The sequence below is a fragment of the Myxococcus stipitatus DSM 14675 genome (genome assembly GCF_000331735.1).
GTDB lineage: Bacteria > Myxococcota > Myxococcia > Myxococcales > Myxococcaceae > Myxococcus > Myxococcus stipitatus.
The window spans coordinates 5,341,133-5,358,172 of record NC_020126.1; the positions used below are offsets into that span (position 1 = coordinate 5,341,133).

The 17,040-nt window shown below is 68.5% G+C and carries 16 protein-coding genes; 3 read left to right on the forward strand and 13 right to left on the reverse strand.

What is annotated here, in order from left to right; genetic code table 11:
- Nucleotides 1-862: 862 nt before the first annotated feature.
- On the forward strand, nt 863-1,408 hold the full coding sequence (locus MYSTI_RS20650) for a hypothetical protein (RefSeq protein ID WP_015349727.1): 546 nt from the start codon (nt 863-865) through the stop codon (nt 1,406-1,408).
- Nucleotides 1,409-1,425: 17 nt separating this feature from the next.
- On the opposite strand, the gene MYSTI_RS20655 is transcribed toward MYSTI_RS20650, so the two are convergent.
- The 12 genes from MYSTI_RS20655 to MYSTI_RS20710 form a co-directional block, all read right to left on the reverse strand.
- Nucleotides 1,426-2,247 carry a DUF3014 domain-containing protein gene (locus MYSTI_RS20655; protein WP_015349728.1) on the reverse strand — a complete coding sequence of 274 codons (822 nt, stop codon included), beginning with the start codon at nt 2,245-2,247 and terminating at the stop codon, nt 1,426-1,428.
- 141 nt (nt 2,248-2,388) lie between these two features.
- Nucleotides 2,389-3,270, reverse strand: coding sequence for a ribonuclease H-like domain-containing protein (locus MYSTI_RS20660; RefSeq protein ID WP_015349729.1), 882 nt, complete (start codon nt 3,268-3,270; stop codon nt 2,389-2,391).
- Entirely contained in the window at nt 3,270-3,698 is a 429-nt protein-coding gene (locus MYSTI_RS20665; RefSeq protein WP_044281038.1) for a (deoxy)nucleoside triphosphate pyrophosphohydrolase, read from the reverse strand. The genes MYSTI_RS20660 and MYSTI_RS20665 overlap by 1 nt, the downstream gene beginning before the upstream one ends.
- Entirely contained in the window at nt 3,695-4,858 is a 1,164-nt protein-coding gene (locus tag MYSTI_RS20670) for a BamB-related PQQ repeat family beta-propellar protein (protein WP_015349731.1), read from the reverse strand. The genes MYSTI_RS20665 and MYSTI_RS20670 overlap by 4 nt, the downstream gene beginning before the upstream one ends.
- Before the next feature lie 9 nt (nt 4,859-4,867).
- Nucleotides 4,868-5,671: a tetratricopeptide repeat protein gene (locus tag MYSTI_RS20675; RefSeq protein WP_015349732.1), complete on the reverse strand. Its 804-nt coding sequence runs from the start codon at nt 5,669-5,671 to the stop codon at nt 4,868-4,870.
- A gap of 103 nt (nt 5,672-5,774) precedes the next feature.
- On the reverse strand, nt 5,775-7,154 hold the full coding sequence (gene der, locus MYSTI_RS20680; protein ID WP_015349733.1) for a ribosome biogenesis GTPase Der: 1,380 nt from the start codon (nt 7,152-7,154) through the stop codon (nt 5,775-5,777).
- Between the two features lies 1 nt (nt 7,155).
- A complete protein-coding gene (era, locus tag MYSTI_RS20685; protein ID WP_015349734.1) occupies nt 7,156-8,100 on the reverse strand; it encodes a GTPase Era in 945 nt (314 codons plus the stop codon).
- A gap of 145 nt (nt 8,101-8,245) precedes the next feature.
- On the reverse strand, nt 8,246-8,995 hold the full coding sequence (locus tag MYSTI_RS20690) for a peptidylprolyl isomerase (protein WP_015349735.1): 750 nt from the start codon (nt 8,993-8,995) through the stop codon (nt 8,246-8,248).
- 44 nt (nt 8,996-9,039) lie between these two features.
- On the reverse strand, nt 9,040-9,828 hold the full coding sequence (gene rnc, locus MYSTI_RS20695) for a ribonuclease III (protein WP_044281040.1): 789 nt from the start codon (nt 9,826-9,828) through the stop codon (nt 9,040-9,042).
- 9 nt (nt 9,829-9,837) lie between these two features.
- Nucleotides 9,838-10,698, reverse strand: a complete 861-nt coding sequence (locus MYSTI_RS20700; RefSeq protein WP_015349737.1) for a hypothetical protein — start codon at nt 10,696-10,698, stop codon at nt 9,838-9,840.
- Nucleotides 10,698-11,843, reverse strand: coding sequence for an acyl-CoA dehydrogenase family protein (locus MYSTI_RS20705; protein WP_015349738.1), 1,146 nt, complete (start codon nt 11,841-11,843; stop codon nt 10,698-10,700). The genes MYSTI_RS20700 and MYSTI_RS20705 overlap by 1 nt, the downstream gene beginning before the upstream one ends.
- Before the next feature lie 68 nt (nt 11,844-11,911).
- Entirely contained in the window at nt 11,912-13,441 is a 1,530-nt protein-coding gene (locus MYSTI_RS20710) for an acyl-CoA carboxylase subunit beta (protein WP_015349739.1), read from the reverse strand.
- Nucleotides 13,442-13,647: 206 nt separating this feature from the next.
- Here MYSTI_RS20710 and MYSTI_RS20715 point away from each other — a divergent pair, with 206 nt between their 5' ends.
- The gene (locus tag MYSTI_RS20715) at nt 13,648-14,007 is read left to right on the forward strand and encodes a YtxH domain-containing protein (RefSeq protein ID WP_015349740.1); all 360 of its coding nucleotides are present in this window, start codon (nt 13,648-13,650) and stop codon (nt 14,005-14,007) included.
- 127 nt (nt 14,008-14,134) lie between these two features.
- Here MYSTI_RS20715 and MYSTI_RS20720 read toward each other — a convergent pair whose 3' ends face one another.
- Nucleotides 14,135-14,911 (reverse strand): enoyl-CoA hydratase-related protein, encoded by a 777-nt coding sequence (locus tag MYSTI_RS20720; RefSeq protein ID WP_015349741.1) that lies wholly within the window; start codon nt 14,909-14,911, stop codon nt 14,135-14,137.
- Between the two features lie 102 nt (nt 14,912-15,013).
- On the opposite strand from MYSTI_RS20720, the gene MYSTI_RS20725 reads away from it, so the two are divergent.
- Complete coding sequence (locus MYSTI_RS20725) at nt 15,014-16,978, forward strand: TIM44-like domain-containing protein (protein ID WP_015349742.1); 1,965 nt, start codon at nt 15,014-15,016, stop codon at nt 16,976-16,978.
- Nucleotides 16,979-17,040 lie beyond the last annotated feature (62 nt).

The window sequence follows — 17,040 nt, forward strand, 5'->3', positions numbered from 1 at the left end:
GGGCGCTGCTACTCGCCACTGCTCCGCACCGGGCGTGTGCCTACTAGCGTGGACCGCTGAGCCCAACTACGCCGGACAGCGGCAAGCTGGTCGCTGGATAATGCTCCGACCCTCGCGCACAAATGGCACGTCGCAGCGGAGACAGGACAACGTCACCATGACGTGGAGTGCGTCAATGCGCCGCGCCTCGCGCTCCGCCTCGTGTGCCGCGCGCAGCATCTCCGTGAGCAGTTCGGCAGGACAGGCCAAGCATCTCCACGTGTGTCCACTGCCGAGACGGTGAGACCGACACACCGGACGCTGACAGACTGTGCAGTGACGCCAAGCCCGGTCGCCACACGAGTCGTACTTGCATCGCCGAGCGGAGTAAGCTCGACTCCCCAAGCTCCCCTTGAATTTCCCCATTCAGGAGACGTACCTTTGCAAACTACCCGCCCCTGAAAAGGGCGGGCCCGGTGGGGAGTGACATCCCCGCCCGGGCCCTAGGCACGTTTGGAGTTCGCAGCTCCAACGGCATTCTGACGGTTCCGCGTCGCAGCGTGGGCCCGTCTATTGAGGCCCCGGAACCGGAAGCTGTTAGCTCGCCTTGTCACAGGCGCGGATTGGCGTCCGTTACGACGGACGGCAGGTGTGTCGTGACTGTCGAGCTGCCCGGGAATTGTTATCCAGAGAGTTTCCATAAGGCAACCGTTATCGGACCTAATGGCACTCTGTGGGGGGTGGGGCTTCGCGGGCTCATTTCAGGGTCTCCAGGCCCCCGGTTCCCTGGGCCTGCTGGGCTCACCTGGGGCCTGCGTGCTCGCCCGCCGTCGCCGAGTCCGTGCTTCACGCATGACACCTGGGCGCGTACGGTAGCTGGCACATGCATCTGCTTCGAACCGGCCTGGCTTCGGCATTCATCTGCGGCGCGCTGCTCCTGACGGGTTGCCCGAACAAGACTCCGGAATCGGCCCCCGACTCCGGCACCGCCCAAGCCCCCGAGGCGCCCAAGACGCCACCGCCCACCCGGTTCACGCTGAGCTACCTGGCGACCGAAGCCGGCTTCGCCGAAGTCTCGCTGGAGCCTGGCGAAAAGCCCCTCATCGAGCAGACCTCGACGCTGGAGCTCCGGACGTCCCAGGGCCTTCGCAACTACCGCGTCCGGCTCTTCGACGAGGCCGAACGCGCCATGGTCTCCGATGACACCGCCGAGGAATCCGACTCCGGCCTCGTCTACGTCATCAAGCTGCCCCAGCCGCTCAAGACCGGTTTCCAGTACACCCTGGTCGTCGACGCCCAGACTGGCACGTCCTTCACGGACACCATGGGCCGCGACGTCGACGAGCTCCGGGCCACGTTCCAGATCGCGGGCGAAAAGGAAAAGCCCGCGCCCCCAGCGCCCGCCTCGAAGAAGAAAAAGCGCAAGTAGCGCCTCCGGACGCGCGGCTATTCGCGCTCCGCCACCGGCGGCAGTCCGAGCGCCTGCTGGAGCTCACGCAGCTTCGCCTGGATGAGCCGGATGTTCTGCGGCCCCATGCGCAGCAGATGCTTCTGTGCGGCGCTCAGGCCCTCGAGCTCCGGCGACACGTAGACGTAGAAGCCTCCGTGGGGCCGGACCTCCAATGCGCCCTCCGGCACCGGGACCGCCAGCAAGTGATGGATGGCGCGGCTGAAGGTCGAATCGAATGCCTGCCCAGGGGGCGCGATCTCCCGATGCGCCTGGTCGATGAGCGGCTTGAGATCGCGGTACATGCTGCCAGCGACCTGCGCGTCGAACGTATCGACCACCCGCGCCACCAGGTCGTACCGGGCATGGCTCTTCGGGTCGATGGTCAGCGTCTTGTCCTGCGCCTCGACCACCTGGAAGGCCTCGGCCGGCCGCAGGAACCCGAGCACCATCCGCGGACTGTCTCCGGCCGCGACGTTGTTCACGGCCGCCGTCACACGGCGGACCAGGTCCTTCTCCTGAAGCCACTTCGAGAGCTCCTCGGCCTCGGACATCCGGCTCGCCAGCTCCCGGACCCGGCCATCGCTCTCCGGCAAGGACTCCTCGGGCGCGGCGGGCGCCACGGGAGCACCTGCATCCTCGGCCTTCGGAGCCTCTACGACCGCGGGAGGCATCTCGGGCCCGCTCCGCAAGCCCAGGTACGCAGCCCCTCCAGCCGCCGCCGCGACCACCAGGCCCATCGCGACGAGCTTTCCCGTCGAGCCGCTCTTGGGAGCCTCCTCGAGGTTCGGCGTCGGGTCCGTCGGAGTCGGGTCGCTCATGTGTGTATTCCTCTCGGGGAGACGTCACTTTGTACAAATGCCCCCGGGCCTCATTCCGGGCACCCCCATCCACGACAGGCGGGGTCCACTACAGGACAGAGCGTCGCTGCATCACCCTGCCCGGCCCGGCCTCACCTCGAGTCAGGGAAGCTGCTCTTCGGCGCGAACACGCGCGAGCGTCTGCAGGTCCCGCTCGGTGGGGCTCAACTCCAGGAGGATGCGGCTCACGTCGTACAGCACGTCTCCGCGCTCGAACACGGGCAGCCGCGGCACGTCCTGGTTCAAGTCGTCCGCGCCCCGGTTGTAGGACACGTCCATCAGCGTGCGGAGCTGGAACGAGTCATACAGGTTGTACTCCACCAGGAATCGCAGCGCCTCCACGTCACCGCGCCGCGTGTACGCGCGCCACAGCAGCACCGCGTCGAAGCCGTTGACGCCCTTCATGTGCGGCGGGCGCTCCGCGCCAATCTTGCCTTCAATCTCCTTCAGACCCCCGCCCATGCCCAGCCGCCGCGTGACGAAGCGCAAATCAATATGCGCGTCCGGCACCGGGAAGCGTCCGGCACCGAAGTAGTTCCGCAGCACGGGCACATCGAACGTGGAGCCGTTGAAGGTCACCCACAGCCGGCGAGCCGCCAGGGCCTCTGGCAGTGCATCCATGTTCCGCCCTTGGATGAACACGTGCAGCCCGGAGGCATCGAACAGGCTCACCACCGTGGGCGCCTGCGCCTCGCGGCCGTCCGTCTCGATGTCGAAGTAGACGGCGTCCTGATGGAACTCCGGGTACAGCCGCCAGTGCTCACGTGGGGGAATCAGCTCCGCGAGCCGCCGCAAGTCCCGGCGCTCCAGCGCGTCCCGTCCCAGCGCAAGCCGCTCCCGAGCGATGTCATCCGTCTTCCGGGTGATGGCGATGCCTTCACCCGCCGCGGGGAAGTCGTCCCACGTCTTGAAGCCCCGCGCCCAGAGGTCCTTCTCGCGCCAGGGTCCCACGCCGGGGATGTGCTGGAACGTCCGCCGCAGCATCAATCGAGCGCGCCCAGCCTTCCCGCCACCAGGTCGTCCAGCAGCGGGATGTCCGCCTCGCAGAACGGCAGTGACTGCATCTCGGCCGGCGTCTTGAACGCCAGCGCATGGGCGCCCAGCGGCTTGGGCTCCCCCGACACCAGCCGAGCGCCATAGAGCACCAGCTCCACGGTCAGGTCCGGGTACGTGTGGCGGTTCTCCCACAGCCGCCGTCCCACGGAGAGCTCCACGTCCAGCTCCTCGCGGCACTCCCGGGCAAGCGCGGCCTCGTCCGTCTCGCCGGCCTCCACCTTGCCACCAGGGAACTCCCACAGGAGCGCGCGGCTTCCACCCGGAAGCCGCTGCTGCACCAGGAAGCGCTGGCCGTCGTGGGGACCTGGAATCAGCGCCGCCACCACGCGGACCGTCCGGGTCGCCACCGCCGTCACCCCTTCAGCCCGTTGAAGTCCAGCGAGTACAGGCAGCCGTTGTTGGAGAGCACGAACAGCTGCGAGCCCGCCACGAAGGGCGCCGCCGAGACACCCGCGCCCGGGTTCCACGCCACGCGCGACTGGCCCGTCTTCGGGTCCAGGAACAGCAGCGAGCGCTGGTTGGGCACGAGCAGCATTCCCTTGGCGAACACGGGGGTGAAACCCGCCCTTTCGCCCAGGCGGTGCGACCAGAGGAGCCTTCCGTCCTCGGCCAGATAGGCATCCACCCGGCCATCACCCACGACGAAGAGCATCTGCCCGCGCGCCAGCAGCGACGTCATGCCGCTGACGGCGTTCGTCCAGACCACGTCGCCCGTGTCCCCGCTGAGCGCGTAGATGCCGTTCTTGTAGGACGCCACGTAGAGCTGCCCGTGCTCGTCCATCGCGGGCGTGGTGTCCACATCCAGGAACTCGTTGCCGGCCCCCGAGAGCGACTTCTCCCAGTTGGCCGAGCCGTCCTTCATGCTGAGGGACACGATGTAGCCGTCGGAGAAGCCGACGTAGACATTCCCGTTGCGCACCAGCGGCGCCGACGCACCGCGCACCGTGAAGCCCGACGGAGGATCCCTCCGGTACTGCCAGGCCCAGACGCCGTCCGCGGCCTTCACCGCGAACAGGGTGTCGCTCTCCGAGGCCACCAACACCAGCCCCTCGGACACCACCGGCACCGTGGCCAGCGACTCACCCGCCGCGTACTGCCACTTCTGCTCGCCCGTCGCCGCGTCCAGCGCGTACAGGATGCCGTCACCCCCGGGGACGAAGGCCACGCCCTCGTGCACCGTGGCACCCGCCGCGAAGCGGGTGGTCGTGGTCTTCGACCACTTGACCTGACCGTCCGGACCCACGCCGCGGATGACACCATCCCGCGTGGCGGCGATGACCGTCTTGCTGCGCGCGTCGAACGCCGGAGTGGCGACCTCGCGAGGGGCATACTCCAGGAGGGTGGGAGCCACGAGCGGCGCCCACCAGTTCACCGAGAAGTAGTCCAGCGGCGGTGCCAGCTCCGTGCGAGGCAGCTCCGGATTGCCGTAGCGCGGCAGGGAACTGCAACCGCTCAGGAGACCGACCGCCACGGCGCTCCCCAGCCAATGCCTCCAGCCCACGAGCTGCTTCCTCATAGCGTGCTGCTACCCCGCGTCCGTGCCAGCGTCCGGCGCGGCCTGCACCGGAGTCGGAATCTTCACACCCTGCGAGGCCAGCACCGCCAGCCGCTCGCTGGACAGCCGCGCCGCCGCCGTGTTCGGGTGGTCCGTCGACACCTTCTGCAGGACCGAGGCAGCCTCTTCCTTCTTGTCCTGGGCGATGAGCATCCGGCCCTTGTGGTACGCGCCCATGCCCACCAGGAACTCGCCGCCGCCGGCCGTGGCCATCTGATCGAAGGACTTGATGGCCTCGTCGAACTTCTTCTCCGCCTCGAAGGCGTAGCCCTGGCCCTCCAGCGCGCCCGCGCGGAGCGGGTCGTTCGCCGCGGCATCCTTCAGGAAGCCGGTGAACGTGGACTGCGCGTCCGCGAACTTGCCCAGTCGGAACTGGGCCTCGCCCAGCGACAGGCCCGCGGTGGTCGCGGAGCGGGTGCCCGCGTGCTCCTTGCGGAAGTCCGTCAGCGCCGTCACCAGCGCCTCATCGCGCTCCTTCAGGTTCTTGAAGGGGGCATCCGTGTCACCGGGCTGCGCGGGCTGAACGCCCTCCACCGCGCGATCCAGGATGGCGAGCGCCTGGCCCAGCGCCTGGGAGGCCTTCACCTCACCACGCTTGGATACCTCGCTGGCGATGGCCACGCCGATGCCGCCCACGATGATGACGGCCACGCCAACGCCGATGAGCTTCTGGCGCTGGATGAGCCAGTCGCGCGCGTCGGCGCCAACCTTCTGGAAGGTGTCCGGCTGACGAAGTTCCTGCTGGCGAATCTTCTCGGTCTTGGTTCCAGCCACGTCGGTCAACCTCTCTCTGCGCTTCGATGCTCTACCCTGTCGGAGAGCGGGAGAGCGGCGCACTGTACGGATCGCGCGCCGCGAGTGTCAACGCACGGACGCTTCAGTGCTTCCCTTGAAGGTGCGGCTTCTTGCGAGCCGCGCGCTTCGCCTGCCCGGGCCGCCCCCGGAAGAGAATCCGGATGGGGACTCGCAGGTCGAACGTCTTGCGGAGCTGATTGGTGATGTACCGCTTGTACATGTCCGGGACGCCCTCGGGTTGGTTGCACGTCACCGTGAACGTCGGCGGCGCCGCGGCCACCTGGGCGATGTAGTACAGCCGCAAGGGCTTGCTCTTCACGATGGGCGCCGGGTTGTTGTCCACCATGTGCTCCAGCAGCCGGTTGAGCTGCGGCGTGGGCGCCCGGAACCGGAACTGCTGCGCCAACTCCACCGCCACGTCGACCACCTTCTCCACCTTGGACCCGGTCAGCGCGGACGTGAAGAGGATGGGCGCGTAGCCCACGAACTTCAGCGCGTGCTTGAGGGACTCGCGGTACGCATCCTGGCGGCGTGCGTCGTTGTCCACCAGGTCCCACTTGTTCACCACGATGACCAGCGCGCGGCCCCGCTCCTCGGCCAGTCCCGCCAGCTTCGCGTCCTGGTCCACCGCCGGCTCCGTGGCGTCCATCAACAGCACGGCCACGTCGCTGCGCTCCATCACCTTGAGCGCCGCCACCACCGAGTACTTCTCCACCTGCTGCGCAATCGTCTTCTTGCGCCGGATGCCCGCGGTGTCCGTGAGGAGGAGCTTGCGACCCTTGTAGGTCAGCGGCGAGTCGATCGGGTCTCGCGTCGTCCCCGGCACGTCGCTGGCCACCACGCGCTTCTCCTTGAGGATCGCGTTGACCAGCGTGCTCTTGCCCACGTTGGGACGGCCGATGATGGCCACGCGGATGATGCCGTCGTCCGGAGGCGCCGCGTCGCCCTCGCCTTCCTCCTTGGGCGGCAGCTTCTCCACGACCTCGTCGAACAGCCCGTTGACTCCCAGGTTGTGCTCGGCGGACATGGGATGCACCTCGCCCAGGCCCAGCTTGTAGAAGTCCGCGGCCAGGGCCTGCATCGTGCCCGTGGTGTTGTCCAGCTTGTTGGCCGCGACAATCACCGGCTTGCCGCTCTTGCGCAGGTAGCTGGCCACCGACTCGTCCGCGGCCGTCACGCCCTCGCGGCCGTCGGTGACGAAGACGATGACGTCACACTCCTCCACGGCGAGCTGCGCCTGCTCCCGCACCTGCTTGAGCAAGGAGTCCTTCTCGCCCGGGACGAAGCCGCCCGTGTCGATGAAGGTGAACGAGCGCCCTCCCCACTCCGCGTCGGCGTAGTGGCGGTCTCTCGTCACGCCCGGCATGTCCTCCACCAACGCGAGGCGCCGGCCGATGAGACGGTTGAACAGCGTGCTCTTGCCCACGTTGGGGCGTCCCACAATCGCGACCAGCGGCTTCATCTCAGTCGTATCCCAGCTTCTTGAGGCTCTCGGGGCGCTCGCTCCAACGCGGCTCCACGCGGACGCGCAGGTCCAGGTAGACGTGCGCGCCCAAGAGGCGCTGCACGGACTTGCGCGCGTCCGTGCCAATCGTCTTCAGCATCTGCCCCTGCTTGCCAATGATGATGGCCTTCTGGCTGTCGCGCTCCACGTAGATGGAAGCGGCGATGCGGATGAGGCCCCCCAACTGCCCGGGCGGCGTCCCGGGGCGGGGCTCCCGCTCGGACTCGTCGAAGATGTCCACCAGGACGGCCGTCGAGTACGGAATCTCCTGCCGGCAGTGACGCAGCACCTGCTCGCGGATGTACTCGCCCACCAGCGTGCGCTCCTGCTGGTCCGTGAGCATGTCCTCGTCGAAGACGCGCTCGCCTTCCGGCAAGTGGCCCAGCACCGTGTGGAACAGGCGCTCCACGCCGTCCTTCTCCCGCGCGGAGATGGGGACCACCTCCGCGAAGGGGAACTCCTGGCGGTACAGGTCGATGAGCGGCAGCAGCGCCGCCTTGGGCAGCGAGTCGATCTTGTTGATGACCAGGAAGGTGGGCTTGCCCAGCTTCTGGAGCCGCTCGAGGATGGTGCGGTTGCCGGGGCTCACCTCGGGCTTCTCACCCGCGGGCGGCTCGATGAGGAAGAGGACCAGGTCCACCTCCTCGGCGGCCTGGAGCGCCTTCTCCACCATGTAGCGGTTGAGCTCTCCCTTGGCCTGGTGGATGCCGGGAGTGTCGATGAAAGCGACCTGCCCCTCGGGGCGGGTCACCACGCCGAGGATGCGGTTGCGGGTCGTCTGTGGCTTGCCAGAGACGATGGCGATCTTCTCACCGGTGAGCGCGTTGAGCAGGGTGCTCTTGCCCACATTGGGGCGTCCGATGAGCGCGGCGAAGCCGCTGCGGTGGTTCTTGGGAGAGGCCATTGCTTCGAAGGTGGTCTGGGAGTCCCGAGCATTTCCGGGAGCCCCTCGAGGGGAACTTCCAACAGCGCCCTATCACAGACCACCGCCCCAGCATGTGCCGGAGGTGGTGGTAGGCGGGCAACCTACGGCTAGGTCGTCGAGCGGGTCACCTGGTCATCCGTCTTTGTCCTTCTGCTTCGCCCTTCTCTTTCGGCACCATCACCGGCTTCACAGGCGCATCCGCCGCCGGTCCCTGGGGAATCACCACTCCCGCGGGGGCCTTTTCCCTCAGCATGACCCGCATCAGCACGACGGGGGTCTGCGGCCGGTCCCGGTTGTCCCGGGCCACGCCGCCAATCTTCTCCACCACCTCGTAGCCCATCACGACCTCGCCGAAGATGGTGTGCCGGTTCGTCAGGTGGTCCGGCGTGCCCGTGGTGATGAAGAACTGGCTGCCGTTGGTCCCCGGCCCCCGGTTCGCCATGGCCAGCAGGCCCGGCTTGTCGAAGGTCCTCCCGCTCTGGAACTCATCCTCGAAGCGGTAGCCCGGGTCACCACTGCCCATACCCGTCGGGTCCCCGCCCTGAATCATGAAGCCCGGGATGACGCGGTGGAACACCGTGCCGTCGTAGAGCGGCTTGCGAGACTTGGCCCCCGACTTCGGGTCCGTCCACTCCTTCTCGCCCGACGCCAGCCCCACGAAGTTCGCCACCGTCTTGGGGGCATCCTTCGAGAAGAGCCGGACGATGATGTCCCCCTGGCTCGTCTTGAGGACGGCGTAGATGTCCTTGCCGGACTCCACCTGCCGGCTCCACTTGCCACCCCGAGCCATCACGGGCTGCTTCGCGACGGCGGAGCCCGCCAGCAGGCAGGCCACCAACGCGAACGTCAGTCGGAGGGAGGTGGAGGGGCGCATGGGCGCGGCACCTTATTCCCCACCCCTCTCCCCTCCAAGGGGTTTCACGCCGAGGTGTCACCCGGTGGCACTTCCGGGGTGGGCGCCGCCGGGGCCTCCCCCCCTGCCTCGGGCGTCGCGGCGGCCTCTCGCTTGAGGCGCTCCAGCGTCGCCTGCGCGGCACTCTGCTCCGCTTCCTTCTTGCTACGGCCAGAGGCTCGGGCCAGGGGCGCATCCCCCAGGGTGAGCTCCACCTCGAAGACCTTGGAGTGCTCCGGCCCCGCCTCGGACACCACCCGGTAGCGGGGCGACAGCTTCAGCTTCTCGTGGGCCATCTCCTGGAGGAGCGTCTTGTAGTCCAGGCGACCCTGGCCACTGGAGACCTCTTCCAGGAGCTCCGCGAAGCAGCGGTCCACGAGCGCGGCCGCCGTCTCCAGGCCCGAGCACAGGTAGACGGCGGCGAAGACGGCCTCGAGGGCGTCCGCCAGCACGGAGTTCTTCTCGCGCCCGCCCGACTGCAGCTCGCCCCGGCCCAGGAGCAGCAAGTCCCCCAGGGGGATGCTCCGAGCCACCCGCGCCAGCCCGTCCTCGTTGACCACCCGGGCGCGCATCTTCGTGAGGTCGCCCTCCGACACGCCAGGGAAGCGGTCCATCAGCCGGTGGCTCACGGCGAGGTTCACCACCGAGTCCCCCAGGAACTCCAGGCGCTGGTTGTCCTTGAGGTCCTTGTCCCGCGACTCATTGACGTAGGTCTTGTGGGTGAGGGCCTCCAGCGCGACTTCCCTGCGCGAGAACACCAGCCCCAGACGCTTCTCCAGGGTCTCCACCCGCTCCGCCACACTCAGCTTCTCCACGGACGTCTCTCACTCCTGAGGCGCGTCAGGGCCCACGAGCCTCACGGCTTCGGGACGGACCTTCAGCAACGCCGCCACCATCCGGACAATGCCCGGAAATTCATCCAACTCGAATCGGCCCGCCCACACCTTGCCCTGGGCACCCGCCAACAGTCCCCGGAAGGTGCGTCCCGCCACCCTCGCGGCGGCGAAGCGGTACGGCCGACCCTCCACCTGCAACTGCGCCAACAACTCCAAGCTGCTGCGGGGTGGAACCAACGACTCCGCCCCGAACTTCTCCACGATGTCGGAGAAACGCACCAGCCCCGCACCGGGAGGTGGCTGAGGCCGGCTGGCGGGCTCTCCCAGGAGCGCGGCCAGGTAGCCCGTGAGGGCCGCCCGCTCCCGGAACTCCGACAGCTCCAGCGTGTGCCCCGCACCACCGGCCACGTCCGACTGGTCCCGCTGCGCCCGCGCGATGCGGAAGTTGCCCAGCCGGTCCGCGGCGAGCAGCACGGCCAGGTCCCCTTCGAGGACCTCGGTGGACAGCTCCAGCGTCTCCGGGTCCACCCGAGGCGGGAGCCCCAGCACCTGGAGCTCCGCGGAGCGGCGCTGCACGTGGAAGATGTGCTCGTTGAAGGCGTCCGACAGCAGCGCTTCGATATCCGCGACGTCGCTGAGCGCCCCCACGAGGATGGGCGCGAGCCCCACCACCGCCGCCGGGGAGATGGGGATGAGCCGGTCCCCCATCACCTGGAAGGTCACCTCGGCGATGAAGGCCTTGGTCACGGGATTGACGAGAGGCGACGACTCCAGGTCCAGCACCGCCTCGATGCCGGCCGCATCCTCACGTACCTGAAGCCCGAGTGCTTCCAGCCGTGCCGTGTCCATCAAGCCCCTTTGAAGGTCTCTCTCGCGATGATGGTGCGTTGGATTTCGCTCGTTCCCTCGCCAATTTCACACAATTTGGCGTCGCGCAGGTAGCGCTCGACGGGGAATTCACGGGTGTAGCCATAGCCGCCGTGGATCTGCACGGCCTTGGAGCTGGCGCGCATGGCGGCCTCGGAGGCGAACAGCTTCGCCATCGCGGCCTCCCGGGAGTACGGCTGACCCGCGTCGGCCAGCCGTGCCGCGCGGTGGACCAGCAGCCGCGCCGCGTCCGTCTCCGTCTTCATGTCCGCCATCATCCAGCGCAGCGCCTGGAACTCGCCAATGGGCTGGCCGAACGCGGTGCGCTCCTTCGAGTACCGCGCCGACTCCTCCAGCGCGCCCCGGGCCAGGCCCACCGCCAGCGCGCCGATGGTGATGCGGCCGCGGTCGAGGATCTTCATCGTGTCGATGAAGCCATGGTTCACCTCGCCCACGCGGCTGGAGTCCGGGACGACCACGTTCTCCAGGATGAGCTCCGCCGTGTCCGACGAGCGCATGCCCAGCTTTCCGTGGATGGCGCGCTGGCTGAACCCGGGCATCCCCTTCTCCAGCAGGAAGGCGGTGATGCCCTTCTGCCGCTTCTCAGGAGCCGTCACCGCGAGCACCACGAAGACGTCGCCCACGGTGCCCTGGGTGATGAACATCTTGGTGCCGTTGAGCACCCAGTCGTTGCCCTGGCGCACCGCCGTCGTCTTCATCCCCGACGCGTCCGAGCCGGACCCGGGCTCCGTCAGGCCCCACGCGCCCAGGTACTCACCCGTGGCCAGCTTGGGCAGGAACTTCTCGTGCTGCGCGGCGTTGCCGAAGACGCGCAGGTGGCTGGTGCCCAGGCCGTTGTGGCTGGCCACCGTCAGCGCCAGCGAGCCGTCGTACCGGGCGATCTCCTCCACGGCCACCGCCACGGCGAGCGAGTCCATGGCCGCCCCGCCGTACTTCTCCCCGACGAGGATGCCCATGACGCCGAGCTGTCCCAGCTCGCGCACGACTTCCATGGGGAACTTCTCCTCCTTGTCCCACTGGCCGGCGTACGGCTTCACCTGGCGTTCGCAGAAGTCTCGGAGGGAGGACTGGAGGGCGCGATGACTCTCGGGAAGTTCGAAGTCCATGGTCGGTGGATCTATAGCAAAGGGTTCCGGAAGGCAGAGCGCCTTCCGGACAGGTCAAGAATACCTACTCAAACGGGATAGACGCCGTGCTTCTTCTCGGCACGGGGCTGCTGGCGCTCGACGTACAGGCCATAGCGCTGGGTCAGCTCGTGCCTCAGCCGGTCTCCCGGGACGATGTCATCGATGACCAGCTCGCTGGCCAGCTTGTAGATGTCCACGTCCGCCTTGTACTCGTCCCGCAGCTTCTGGACATAGGCGGGGCGGTCGGCCTCGGGCAGCTCCTGGATCTTGTTGTAGTAGACGGCGTTGACGGCCGCCTCCGGGCCCATGACGGCGATCATCGCGCCGGGCAGCGCCAGGGTGGCCTCCGGGGCGAAGCCCGGGCCGCTCATGGCGTAGAGGCCCGCGCCGTAGGCCTTGCGCACGACGACGCAGATGCGCGGCACGCTGGCCTCGGACACGGCGGAGATCATCTTCGCGCCGGAGCGGATGATGCCCGCGCGCTCCACCTTGGTGCCGATCATGAAGCCCGGCACGTCGGCCAGATAGAGCAGCGGGATGTTGAAGGCGTCGCAGAGCCAGATGAAGCGCGCGGCCTTGTCGGCGCTGTCCACGAAGAGCACGCCGCCCTTGTACTTGGGCTGGTTGGCGACGATGCCCACCGGGCGTCCGTCGATGCGGGCCAGGCCCGTGATGAGCTCCTGGGCGAAGAGCTTCTTCACCTCGAACCAGCTCCCCTCGTCGATGAGCTCGGTGATGAGCGCATGCATGTCGAAGGGCTTGTTCTGGTCGACGGGGACGATCTCCTCCACCTTCTTCCCGCTGGCCTTGGGCGCCTTGGGCTCATCGCGGGGAGGCAGCTGGCTGCAGTTCTCCGGGAAGAAGGCCAGGTACTTCTTCGCCGCGGCGATGGCCTCCTGCTCCGTCTTCACCAGCACGTCGCCACAGCCGGAGATGGAGCAGTGCATCTTCGCGCCGCCCATCTCCTCCAGCGTCACCTTCTCGCCGATGACCATCTCCGCCATGCGCGGGCTGCCCAGGTACATGGAGGCATTGCCGTCCACCATGATGACCAGGTCGCAGAAGGCCGGGATGTACGCGCCACCCGCCGCCGAGGGTCCGAAGAGCAAGCACACCTGGGGCACGTCCCCGGACATGTGCACCTCGTTGTAGAAGATGCGTCCGGCGCCTCGGCGGCCGGGGAACATCTCCACCTGGTCCGTGATGCGGGCCCCCGCGGAGTCCACCAGGTAGAGCAACGGGCAGCGCAGCGAGCGGGCGGTCTCCTGGATGCGGAGGATCTTCTCCACCGTGCGGGCACCCCAGCTCCCGGCCTTCACCGTGGAGTCGTTGGCCATGATGGCCACCGTGCGGCCCGCCACCTTGCCCAGGCCGATGACGACGCCATCCGAGGGCAGCTCCGGGTCCAGGTTGTTGGCGAGCTTCGCGTCCTCGACGAAGGAACCCTCGTCGACGAGCAAGCGGATGCGCTCGCGCGCGAACAGCTTGCCGGCCTCCTGGTTCTTCGCGTGGTACTTCTGCGCGCCACCCTTCTCCACCTGGGCGATCTTCTCCAGCAGCTTCGAGTCTTGGGACATGGCCCGGGCGACATAGCAGAAAGGCTCCCAACTGGCTGCTCTCTCACCAAGGGCACGACGCACCCTGTCAGCCAGGCCATGACGCGCTGAGCGAACCCCTGGGTCCGGGGGATGCCGGCACGGGCTCACCTGCCTACCTTCAACCCTCGAGGGAGACGCTCCGCGACGCGGCGCGTCCCCGGGCAGCACCGGCTCTGGAGGGATGCATGTTCGCGAAGAAAAAGGCGATGTGGACGGCGAAGGGATTGGCCAAGAGCGAGCTGTACCGGAAGTGGATGGCTCACAAGCTCCTCAACGAGCTTCCGCGCGTGGCCCGGGAGCGGTGGGACGAATTCGACCCGGATGATGCGCTGCGCCACGTGGGGCTGACGACCTACAAGCCGGGCCGCGCCGGCGTGGGCGGGCTGGGCCTGTTCCTCCTGGGCGCGGTGGCGGGCGGCGTCGTCGCGCTCCTGCTCACGCCGAAGACGGGCGATGACTTCCGCACCACCGTCAAGGACAAGGCCATGGGCTACATGAACAAGCAGAACATCGGCCTGGCGCCGGAGAAGAGCGCCAGCGCCTGAGGCAGCGGGGAGCTCGCGCGGAACGTCGCTCGCTCTCCGCGCGTGAGGGCAAAGCGAGGGGCCGCGGGAGCTCCGTCAGGACATCGAGGGCGGGGGCCGGAGATCCAGGCCGCCGCCCTTCGTGTCTTCAGCGCCCCTTGTAGACGGGGGGGCGCTTCTCCGCGAACGCGCGAAGGCCCTCGAGCCGGTCCTCCGTCTTGAGGATCTCCTCGTACTTGCGCAGCTCCAGCGCGAGGGCGTCATCCAGCTCCAGGCCCGTGCCCTCGTCGATGGCGTGCTTGGCGGTGGCCACCGCGATGGGGGCGTTCTCCACCACGGACTCGGCCAGGGTGTGCGCCACCTCCAGCAGGTGCCCCTCGGGCGCGAGCCGGTTGACCAGTCCCATGGCGAAGGCCTCGGCCGCGTTGAGGCGGCGCGCCGTGAGGATGAGGTCCTTGGCGCGGCCCGGCCCCACCAGCCGCGTCAGGCGCTGCGTGCCGCCGCCTCCGGGGATGATGCCCAGCTTCACCTCCGTCAGGCCCAGCTCGGCCGCGGGCGCCGCCACGCGCAGGTCACACGCGAGCGCCAGCTCCGTGCCACCACCGAAGGCCGCGCCGTTGACGGCGGCGATGAAGACACAGTCGCTCTTCTCGATGGCGCGGAACGTCCGGCGCAGTCCGTCCAGGAACGCGCGGACCTCGGACTCCGACATGCCGGCGCGCTCCTTGAGGTCCGCGCCCGCGCAGAAGGCCTTGTCGCCCGCACCGGTGATGACCACCGCGCGCACCTGGTGCCCCGAGGACACGCGCTCGACGAGTGCTCCCAGCTCCTGGAGCATCGCGCGGCTGATGGCATTGCGGCGGCCCTCGCCGTCAATGGTCCAGATCTCGATGGCTCCGCGTGCGTCGACCTTGAATTCCGGCATATCCGCTCCCCTTCCAGGGCCCGCTCGGCGGGTCGCCCTGGGACGCGGCAGAGTGCGGTGGGAAGGCGGGTCTGGCAAGGCGGAAACGGTTAGCATCCCCTCATGCCTTCGCCACGCACCGTGCTCCGACAGCTCGCCCCTTGGGCCTCCTGGCTGCCCTTCACCCTGGCCCTGGCTGCCGCCCTCCTCCTCCCCCTGGAGTCGCTCGCGAGAACCGGTGGCGGCGAGCACTACAAGAGCTCCTCCGACAACCGCGACAGCGGCGGCGGAGATGGCCTGCCCCTGTGGATCCTCTTCGAGCTGGTCCGCATGGTGTTCCGGTACCCGAAGGTGATGATTCCGCTGCTCGTGCTCGGCGGTGTCGTCTACTGGCTGTACCGGCGCAACCTCCACCCGGATGCCACCACGCGCAAGGCGCTGGACCAGTACGAGGCGGAGCGCCGCACCCAGGTCACCTCGAGCGATGTGTCCGGCTGGGTCAACGCCCTCAAGCTGAGGGACCCGGCCTTCGAGCTGGAGCCCGTGCTCGGCAAGGTGCGCCGGCTGTTCCTCGACACGCAGCGTGCCTGGTTCCAGCGCGACATGACGCCGGTGCGGCCCTTCCTCTCGGACGCGACGTGGCAGCGCTTCGGCGTGCAGCTCCGGCTCATCGACGCGCAGGGCGTGCGCGACGCCATCACCGACGTGGAGGTCCTCGACCTCCAGCTCATCGGCCTGGAGCAGAGCGAGTGGTTCGACAGCATCCAGGTCCGAGTCCACGCCCGCATGCGCGACACGGACGTGCCCGCGAAGTTCACCGATGCGCAGGCGACCGACGCCGCGCGCAAGGCGCCCATGGAGTCCTTCACGGAGGTGTGGACCTTCGTGCGCAAGCCCGGCGCGCAGACGCGCATCGGCGCGGACCTGTTCCAGGGCAAGTGCCCCAACTGTGGCGCCCCGTTCCAGGGCGGAGCCGCGAACCAGTGCGAGTTCTGCAACGCGGTGGTCAACTCGGGCAACTACGACTGGACGCTCTCCGAAATCACGCAGGGCGTGGAGCACTCGCGCTACCACCGGCCCGTGGATGGGCTGCTGCAGGCGCGCCAGTCGGACCCGGCGCTCAACGTGGAGGTGCTCGAGGACCGCGCCTCGCTGCTGTTCTGGAAGTGGATTGATGCCCAGAGCCGAGGCGACACGACGGGGCTCTCCAAGGTGGCCACGCCGGAGGCGGTCGGGACGCTGGGCTCGGAGCTGGAGGGCCTGCGGCGCCAGGGCCGTCGCCGCGTGTTCCTGGAGTGCGCCGTGGGCTCCGTGGACGTGCGTGCGTTGGAGCTGGACCCTCGGGGGCTGGACCGGGCCCACGTGGAGATTCGCTGGAGCGCACAGACAGGGGTGGGCCCCATCGGCGAGCGCCCGCCTCGGCTCCCCACGGTGCCGCAGCGCTTCGTCTTCACGCTGGTCCGCAAGCACGGCGCCCAGACGAACTCCGCCAACGGCATGTCCACGGACCGCTGCCCGCAGTGCAACGCGCCGCTCACCAACAGCGCCGCCACCTCGTGCGAGTTCTGCGGCACGCAGCTCGCGAACGGGGACCGGGACTGGGTGCTCGCGTCCGCCCTCCCCTTCGAGGCCTGGAACGCTCGCGAGGCCGCGAGCTTCCGCGCGATGCCGCCCCGGGCCGCGGCGGCCAGGCCTTCGCGCCATGATGAAGGCCAGGCGCCTCGAGCCCGCACGGGCACGGACGTGGTGATGGATGTCCAGGAGCGCCAGCGGCTGCTCTACATGATGGCCGCCATCGCCGCCGCGGATGGGACTGTCACCAGCGCCGAGCGTCGGATGCTGAAGCTGTGCGCGGAGCGTTGGAACGTGGAGTGGGCCCAGGTCGAGATGGCCCTCAACGCCGGGCCGCAGCTCTTCGACCGGCTCCTGACCCGAGGCAGCCCCGAGGCCGAGGTCTTCCTGCGAAACATCGTCGAGATGGCCCTGGTGGACGGACGCATCGACCGCAAGGAGCGGCGGATGCTCGAGTCCGCCGCCGAGCACCTGGGCCTCCAGGAGCAGCTCGCCTCGATGCTCGTCGACCACTGACCAGCAGCGTGAGGGCCCTGGGAACCCGGACTCTCCGTATGATTACGGAGAGTGAAATCCAG

Excerpts from the sequence above, each read along its gene's own strand:
- MYSTI_RS20650 (WP_015349727.1), top strand. The coding sequence starts at position 863 with ATGCATCTGCTTCGAACCGGCCTGGCTTCGGCATTCATCTGCGGCGCG.
- MYSTI_RS20655 (WP_015349728.1), bottom strand. The coding sequence starts at position 2,247 with ATGAGCGACCCGACTCCGACGGACCCGACGCCGAACCTCGAGGAGGCT.
- MYSTI_RS20660 (WP_015349729.1), bottom strand. The coding sequence starts at position 3,270 with ATGCTGCGGCGGACGTTCCAGCACATCCCCGGCGTGGGACCCTGGCGC.
- MYSTI_RS20670 (WP_015349731.1), bottom strand. The coding sequence starts at position 4,858 with ATGAGGAAGCAGCTCGTGGGCTGGAGGCATTGGCTGGGGAGCGCCGTG.
- der (WP_015349733.1), bottom strand. The coding sequence starts at position 7,154 with ATGAAGCCGCTGGTCGCGATTGTGGGACGCCCCAACGTGGGCAAGAGC.
- era (WP_015349734.1), bottom strand. The coding sequence starts at position 8,100 with ATGGCCTCTCCCAAGAACCACCGCAGCGGCTTCGCCGCGCTCATCGGA.
- MYSTI_RS20690 (WP_015349735.1), bottom strand. The coding sequence starts at position 8,995 with ATGCGCCCCTCCACCTCCCTCCGACTGACGTTCGCGTTGGTGGCCTGC.
- MYSTI_RS20700 (WP_015349737.1), bottom strand. The coding sequence starts at position 10,698 with ATGGACACGGCACGGCTGGAAGCACTCGGGCTTCAGGTACGTGAGGAT.
- MYSTI_RS20705 (WP_015349738.1), bottom strand. The coding sequence starts at position 11,843 with ATGGACTTCGAACTTCCCGAGAGTCATCGCGCCCTCCAGTCCTCCCTC.
- MYSTI_RS20710 (WP_015349739.1), bottom strand. The coding sequence starts at position 13,441 with ATGTCCCAAGACTCGAAGCTGCTGGAGAAGATCGCCCAGGTGGAGAAG.
- MYSTI_RS20715 (WP_015349740.1), top strand. The coding sequence starts at position 13,648 with ATGTTCGCGAAGAAAAAGGCGATGTGGACGGCGAAGGGATTGGCCAAG.
- MYSTI_RS20720 (WP_015349741.1), bottom strand. The coding sequence starts at position 14,911 with ATGCCGGAATTCAAGGTCGACGCACGCGGAGCCATCGAGATCTGGACC.
- MYSTI_RS20725 (WP_015349742.1), top strand. The coding sequence starts at position 15,014 with ATGCCTTCGCCACGCACCGTGCTCCGACAGCTCGCCCCTTGGGCCTCC.